At 45.1% G+C, this 5,873-nt stretch carries 6 protein-coding genes and 1 pseudogene; 3 read left to right on the forward strand and 4 right to left on the reverse strand.

Features of this window, described 5'->3' with window-relative positions:
* Window positions 1-5 precede the first annotated feature (5 nt).
* The 3 genes from IM322_RS16865 to pheS form a co-directional block, all read right to left on the reverse strand.
* Window positions 6-212 carry a hypothetical protein gene (locus tag IM322_RS16865; protein WP_287676590.1) on the reverse strand — a complete coding sequence of 69 codons (207 nt, stop codon included), beginning with the start codon at window positions 210-212 and terminating at the stop codon, window positions 6-8.
* Window positions 213-275: 63 nt separating this feature from the next.
* Entirely contained in the window at window positions 276-620 is a 345-nt protein-coding gene (locus IM322_RS16870; protein WP_004160866.1) for a DUF4870 domain-containing protein, read from the reverse strand.
* A gap of 13 nt (window positions 621-633) precedes the next feature.
* Entirely contained in the window at window positions 634-1,638 is a 1,005-nt protein-coding gene (gene pheS, locus IM322_RS16875; protein ID WP_287676592.1) for a phenylalanine--tRNA ligase subunit alpha, read from the reverse strand.
* 241 nt (window positions 1,639-1,879) lie between these two features.
* Between pheS and rbp the strand changes: the two genes are divergently transcribed.
* Together rbp and IM322_RS16885 are read left to right on the forward strand one after the other, a co-directional pair.
* A complete protein-coding gene (rbp, locus tag IM322_RS16880; RefSeq protein ID WP_286825731.1) occupies window positions 1,880-2,173 on the forward strand; it encodes an RNA-binding regulator in 294 nt (97 codons plus the stop codon).
* A gap of 438 nt (window positions 2,174-2,611) precedes the next feature.
* A complete protein-coding gene (locus tag IM322_RS16885; RefSeq protein WP_002733784.1) occupies window positions 2,612-2,776 on the forward strand; it encodes an Asl3888 family RNA-binding protein in 165 nt (54 codons plus the stop codon).
* Here IM322_RS16885 and IM322_RS16890 read toward each other — a convergent pair.
* Window positions 2,773-5,472: a CBS domain-containing protein gene (locus tag IM322_RS16890; protein WP_287676595.1), complete on the reverse strand. Its 2,700-nt coding sequence runs from the start codon at window positions 5,470-5,472 to the stop codon at window positions 2,773-2,775. The two genes, IM322_RS16885 and IM322_RS16890, sit on opposite strands and share 4 nt — an antisense overlap.
* 200 nt (window positions 5,473-5,672) lie before the next feature.
* On the opposite strand from IM322_RS16890, the pseudogene IM322_RS16895 reads away from it, so the two are divergent.
* Window positions 5,673-5,873, forward strand: a pseudogene (locus tag IM322_RS16895) (RNA-guided endonuclease TnpB family protein); the annotation flags it as partial.

A 5,873-nucleotide genomic window follows, 5' to 3' on the forward strand; every position in this document is an offset into this window, starting at 1 on the left:
AAAGATTAGTTATTGTGACTAACTCTTTTGGTTAGAGAAAGATAAACTTGAGAATCTTCAGTCAAATTTATTGACTCAAAATCCGCTGTACTTAATTTAAATGAATCAACCCTAGGGGTTTGGGGGGTAGAACCCCCCAAAGGCTTGGATTGAGTGATAAAATCGGAAGTAATTACCAATTTTAGAAGATAGTTTACATTTAAAAATCCCAACTCAACAGATTTACAAAAATGAGATGCACCCAGGGTTGAAACCTGTTCAACCCCGATAATTAATTACAGAACCCGGAAAATAAAAGGATAACGGAAAACCTTATAAGCATCTTTCCAGACTTGCAGGATAGCAAGAATGGGGAGAACAATGTTCACCACACCAAGAATCGCTAAGAGCAAATAACCGATTAAAACCCAAATTAGAATCCCGGCAATTAGGTAGTATAACCACATATTCAGGTGAAAGTTTAAAGCTTCTTTGGCGTTTTCCTTCACCGTTCCATCATCAGAAATGAAATAAATAGCTAAAGGAATCCCCACCGATACCAGCGTAGCACTCAAAAAGATCGAGGCATGACAAGCCACGGATAGGAGTCTTTTTTTGGTTAAATCTTCACTCATGACCATCGGGTTTATCCCCCTAAAATTGGCGGAGAAAGCGGATATCGCTATTATAACAACGGCGAATATCGTCTATCTCATGTAATACCATAGCAAATCTTTCCACGCCAAAACCAGCAGCAAAACCCGTATAGATTTGGGGGTCATAACCGACTGCTTTTAAGACATTGGGATCCACCATACCACAGCCCATCACCTCCAACCATTTGCCTTTCCACTGCACATCTACCTCGGCCGAGGGTTCGGTAAAAGGGAAGTAGGAAGCGCGGAATTTAACCGGTAAATCGGCCCCAAACATTTGCTTAAGAAATTCTTTAATTGTTCCTTTCAAATCCGTAAAAGTTAATCCCCGGTCCACCGCTAATAATTCCACTTGATGGAAAACCGCGGAATGGGTAGCATCAACGGTATCGCGACGATAAACGCGGCCCGGGGCCACAATCCGAATCGGGGGTTCGTGACTTTCCATGTAGCGAATCTGCACCGGGGAGGTATGGGTCCGCAATAAACGACCATCACTCAAGAAAAAAGTATCCTGCATATCCCGGGCCGGATGGTCAGCAGGGATATTTAAAGCCTCAAAATTATAATAATCGCTTTCTACCTGCGGCCCAGTGGCAATGCTGTAACCCAGACCGACGAAAATATCGATCATGCGATCAACTGTGCTATTTAAGGGGTGAATTCGCCCTAAAGGACGGCTAAGAGCAGGTAGGGTGACATCGAGGGTTTCCGCCGCTAATTTCGCTTGAATTTGGGCATTATTTAGACTTTCTCGCTGAGATTCCAGCAACGATTGCACTAATTCTTTTACCTGATTAGCGATCGCACCGAGGCGCGGTCTCTCTTCGGGGGTTAATTTGCCCATTTCCCGTAAAATCTGCGATAATTCTCCTTTCTTACCGAGATAATTCACCCTTAGCTGTTCTAAGTCTTCTAGGTTTGTTGTTTGTTCGATGGAATTTTCCGCTTTCGCTGCCAGGGTTTTTAGGGCAGTTTCGATCGGATGGGGGGATAAACTCATAATTAGGGCATTTTATGGGGCAGCATTCTAGTCTAGTTTATCTGCTCCCGTGGCGAGAGAGGCAGAATCAATCAAAGCTAATAGCTATGTGCTAGGATGGAGATCGAGAATAAAAGTCGGCACTGCGGCTCGTTGTCAGTATTAATGGTCAAAGCATTTCTGTTTAGTATTGGTTCAGCTAGTTCCCGAAATCTTGGTTCTCTACAAATCTGTTGTTTTTATCTGTGCAAGGATAGGTTTTATGTCAATTTATGTTGGTAATCTCCCTTTCGAGGTTGACCAAGAGGATGTAGCGGAAGTTTTTACCGAATATGGTAAAATCAAGCGCGTTCACCTCCCCATGGATCGGGAAACGAAAAGAAAACGCGGGTTCGCTTTCGTGGAAATGGAAACCCCAGAGCAAGAAGCGAAGGCTATTGCCGCTCTTGACGGCGCTCAATGGATGGGACGAGAATTAAAAGTCAATCAAGCTCGCGAAAGAGAACCCAAATCTTCCTTTTCTGGCGGTGATCGCAGCCAAGATCGTCGCTACTAATCCCCAATCGTAACCATTCTAGGTTATCGGAAATTTGGGCTGAAAACCCCGTCCTTTTAGGACGGCTTTGTGGTAGGATGTTTGTGGGTGGTTCCGAGCGTGAGAACGTGAGGAAATAGGTTAAACGTCCTACTCCGTGATCTCAAAATTTCTAACAGTCAATGGTGTTCAATTAAGTCCAAACTGTAAGAACGCAAAACAATTAAATACTGTGGGACACACAGAAATTTACGCTTGGGGAGTAGTCCATAAGAGTGCTTGCCTTATAGGGTGTAGTCGGACTAGACATGAAACTGTAAGACCAAAATTAGCGTTGCTAGTGGAGGCAGGATTCAGCCCAAGAATCTCCGCACTTTTAGGGTGGAGAGTGTCAATGTCAATAGGGGAGGCGAGCGCTCGTTTCCCCGCTTGTCTATCTATTATCCCAAGGAGATTCTTGTGGCTAAACGTCGTAATTTGAAAAAAGAAAAAGCTGAACGCAACCGCGCCTACGCTCGTCAATTCCGGGCTGCCTCTAATCGTACCACCACCAGAGGAGGTAGAGGCGGTTATTCCAGCGATCAAAGACAATCTTCGGAAAATGAAGGGGCAGCCGATACCTAATCTGCTGACTTAGTTAATCTAGCAATAAAAGCCATAGCCTCGCTTTTATTGCTGACTATTCCATCTAAAGTCGCCCCCAACACTGCCGCAAGTAACGATTTAAACTGGGGGCCTGGTTGATAACCCAAAGCTTTTAGGTCATTGCCGTCGATAGGAGCCTCGATCTGCGACCATTTAGTTAAATATTGCCAGATTAAAGCCCGCATCCTAGTCTCACTCCTCACCGCCACCAGTAACAAACTAGGAACCTTATAACCGTTGAAAAAGCTGACAATTTGACTAACGGGTCGATCATAAGCAAAATTATTGCTAATCTCTCTTTCCATAACTTCTAGTTTTTGTAAACGCTCCACAGTATCTTTGGGCAATTGTAAATTATTAGCGATCGCTATTCTTTCCTCCATAGCCAGAGAAGCGATTAATAATTCCAACCGCATTAACCAAGCATTCACCGGCAATTCCAGACTTAAACAATCTAACCAAGGACTGAGACAGCGCAATTGTCGCCATAAAGCCCGATTTAAACTTAAATCCCCGTGTAAACAGTGCAAAGCCCCCAAATCGGCCAACTTTTCTAAGGCACTTTCCCAGTAATCCGCCTCTAAAATATAATTCAACTCCGCTTTTAAACGGGACTGTAAAGCGGGTGCATTCTGATTTTGTTGCCGTGAGCGATCATAAACTCCACTTTCGATCGCATACCTAATGTAGCCTTCTGTCAAGGGTTCAATAACAAATCCTAACCGAGTGGCAAAACGCACCGCTCGATAGATGCGCGTCGGATCCTCGATAAAACTATTAGCGTGTAAAACCCGGATTTGTTGGGCGCGTAAATCCAACATACCGCCAAAAAAGTCGAGTAATTCCCCCTCTTTCGGCGAAGTTAGGCGAATTGCCAGAGCATTAATCGTAAAATCCCTTCTATACAAATCCTGTCGAATCGAACTAGCCTCCACTTGGGGATTGCTGGCAGGATAGGGATAGAATTCCGTGCGTGCCGTGGCGATATCCACCCATAACGAGCCAAAACGCTCATCTTTGTGCCATAACAAAGCCGCCGTCTGAAATTCCCCGTGAATCGATAACCGGGCCCCCGGATAAATTTCCTGTAAACAATTAGCCAACTCTACCCCCGCACCCACATCGGCGGCGCGATGGCAGCCATCCACCACTAAATCGATATCCTGTAACAATAAAGTATCCCTTTCTGCCGCTAACAATAAATCGCGCACCGCACCCCCAACCAGATAGAGATGCCAACCGCGTTTTTGAGCGGCAGTGGCGGCAGCTTGCAGGAATGACCATAAAATCGGCTCTAAACGCTCTTTAATCGCCGGTAAAAGACAGGAAACCAAAGCAAACCCTTCAAAACGCACCCGCTCATTTTGATGAATCTGTCTTAATACATCTGTACGAGTGACGATACCGACTAACTGCCCGTTTTCTAGTACAGGTAAACGCCCCAAATCGTACGTTACCATCAGCGACTCGATTTCCTGAAGGGAAGTGTCGGGGGTAATAGTTTTCGGATTACAAGTCATGTATCCCTTCACAGGAGAGCGAGAAAAGCCGTGATGGAGAGCTAAATCGAGGTCACGACGAGAAATCACCCCAACTAAGCGATCCTGCTCATCTACCACCGATAACCCCGAATGGCCGTAACGGAAAAGGATGCGCTCGGCTTGAGATATGGAAGTATCGGGACGAATTGTTCGCACCGGAGAAGACATTAAGTCCCTAGCAGTAGGAGAAGGTGGAATTTGGGCAATTAAGTCCCCCAGCAGTTGGTTTAACTGTTGAACTGGCTGAACATCGCGAAAACTCACCGAAGCGGCCTGAGCATGACCACCGCCGTTATAGGGGGAAAAAAGCCGATATAGATTCACCCCATCGATCCTAGAGCGACCGATCACGGTTAAACGCTGTCGGGACTTATCTTCCTCGTCTTTACTATAACTATGGCCGAAAAGTAGCGCATCACTATCGGATAATTCCAGTAGGCGCTCGGCCACACTAGACAAACCGGGGATAAAATCGGCAGTATGGAGGAGAACGTGGGCGATTTTACGGTCATGGATCGTTTTAATCTCTAGATTTTCCCAAGCAAGGCTAAATAACTCCTGTAAGCGCGGGGAAAAACTCGGTTGACAGTATTGGGCGATCGTTTTAATGTTAGCAGCACAGGTCATTAACCAAGCCAAAGCATAGGCATCCCTGGGGGTACTACCGGCAAAAGTCAGGGAACCCGTGTCAACGTGAATACCGAGTGCCATTACCGTCGCTGCCATCGAGTTTGGTTTAATGTGGGCTTTTTGTAAAGCTTCGACAATTAAAGTTGTGGTGGCTCCCACTGCTTCTAAATGGACGCTAGAGGCATGAATATCGCTTTGACTATCCAAATGATGATCATACAATTCGATCGCCTGTAAATGCCCTAAATCGAGCCACTGGGAAGCTTTTCCCAGACGCTCCCGCCACTGATTATCAACGATAATTAAAGAGCGAATACAGGCCGGATTGACACTACGCAGTTCAATTAAAGCGAATTCATCCCGATGCAGGGCCAAAAATTCCCTCACCGTCGGGTGCGCTCCCCCCGTTAACACAATGCGACTACCCGCTTTCAGCAACGATAAACCCACCGCTGCCCCCAAAGCGTCAAAATCCGCCGTTTGATGACATAAAATTAAATCCATATTTTTAGTAAGGAGAAGATATCAGGATTTTTTCTGTATCTATTGTTACTGAATACTCGGAAATAGCCGAGCCAAGGACTATAAGTTAGCAAATCATGACCGAAAATTTGGGTACAAGCCCCGCCCTCCACCTTAAATATGTATAGTCAACTTAAGGAATTTTGTGCTAAAATATTGATACTCAGTCGAGCAGTGTCAAAATGTTTGTACTAGAATACAAAGTTAAGCCAAAACCTAATCAGATAGAAGCCATTAATGAAGCAATACGGACAACCCAATTTGTTCGTAATAAAGTTCTGCGTTATTGGATGGATAATCGGGGTGTTGGCAAAACAGAGTTATTTCGGTACAACACAGCATTAAGGAAAGAGTTGAAATTTGTTGATGATTTAAACTCCCAT

The sequence above is a fragment of the Microcystis sp. M109S1 genome (genome assembly GCF_020247025.1).
Taxonomy (GTDB): Bacteria; Cyanobacteriota; Cyanobacteriia; order Cyanobacteriales; family Microcystaceae; genus Microcystis.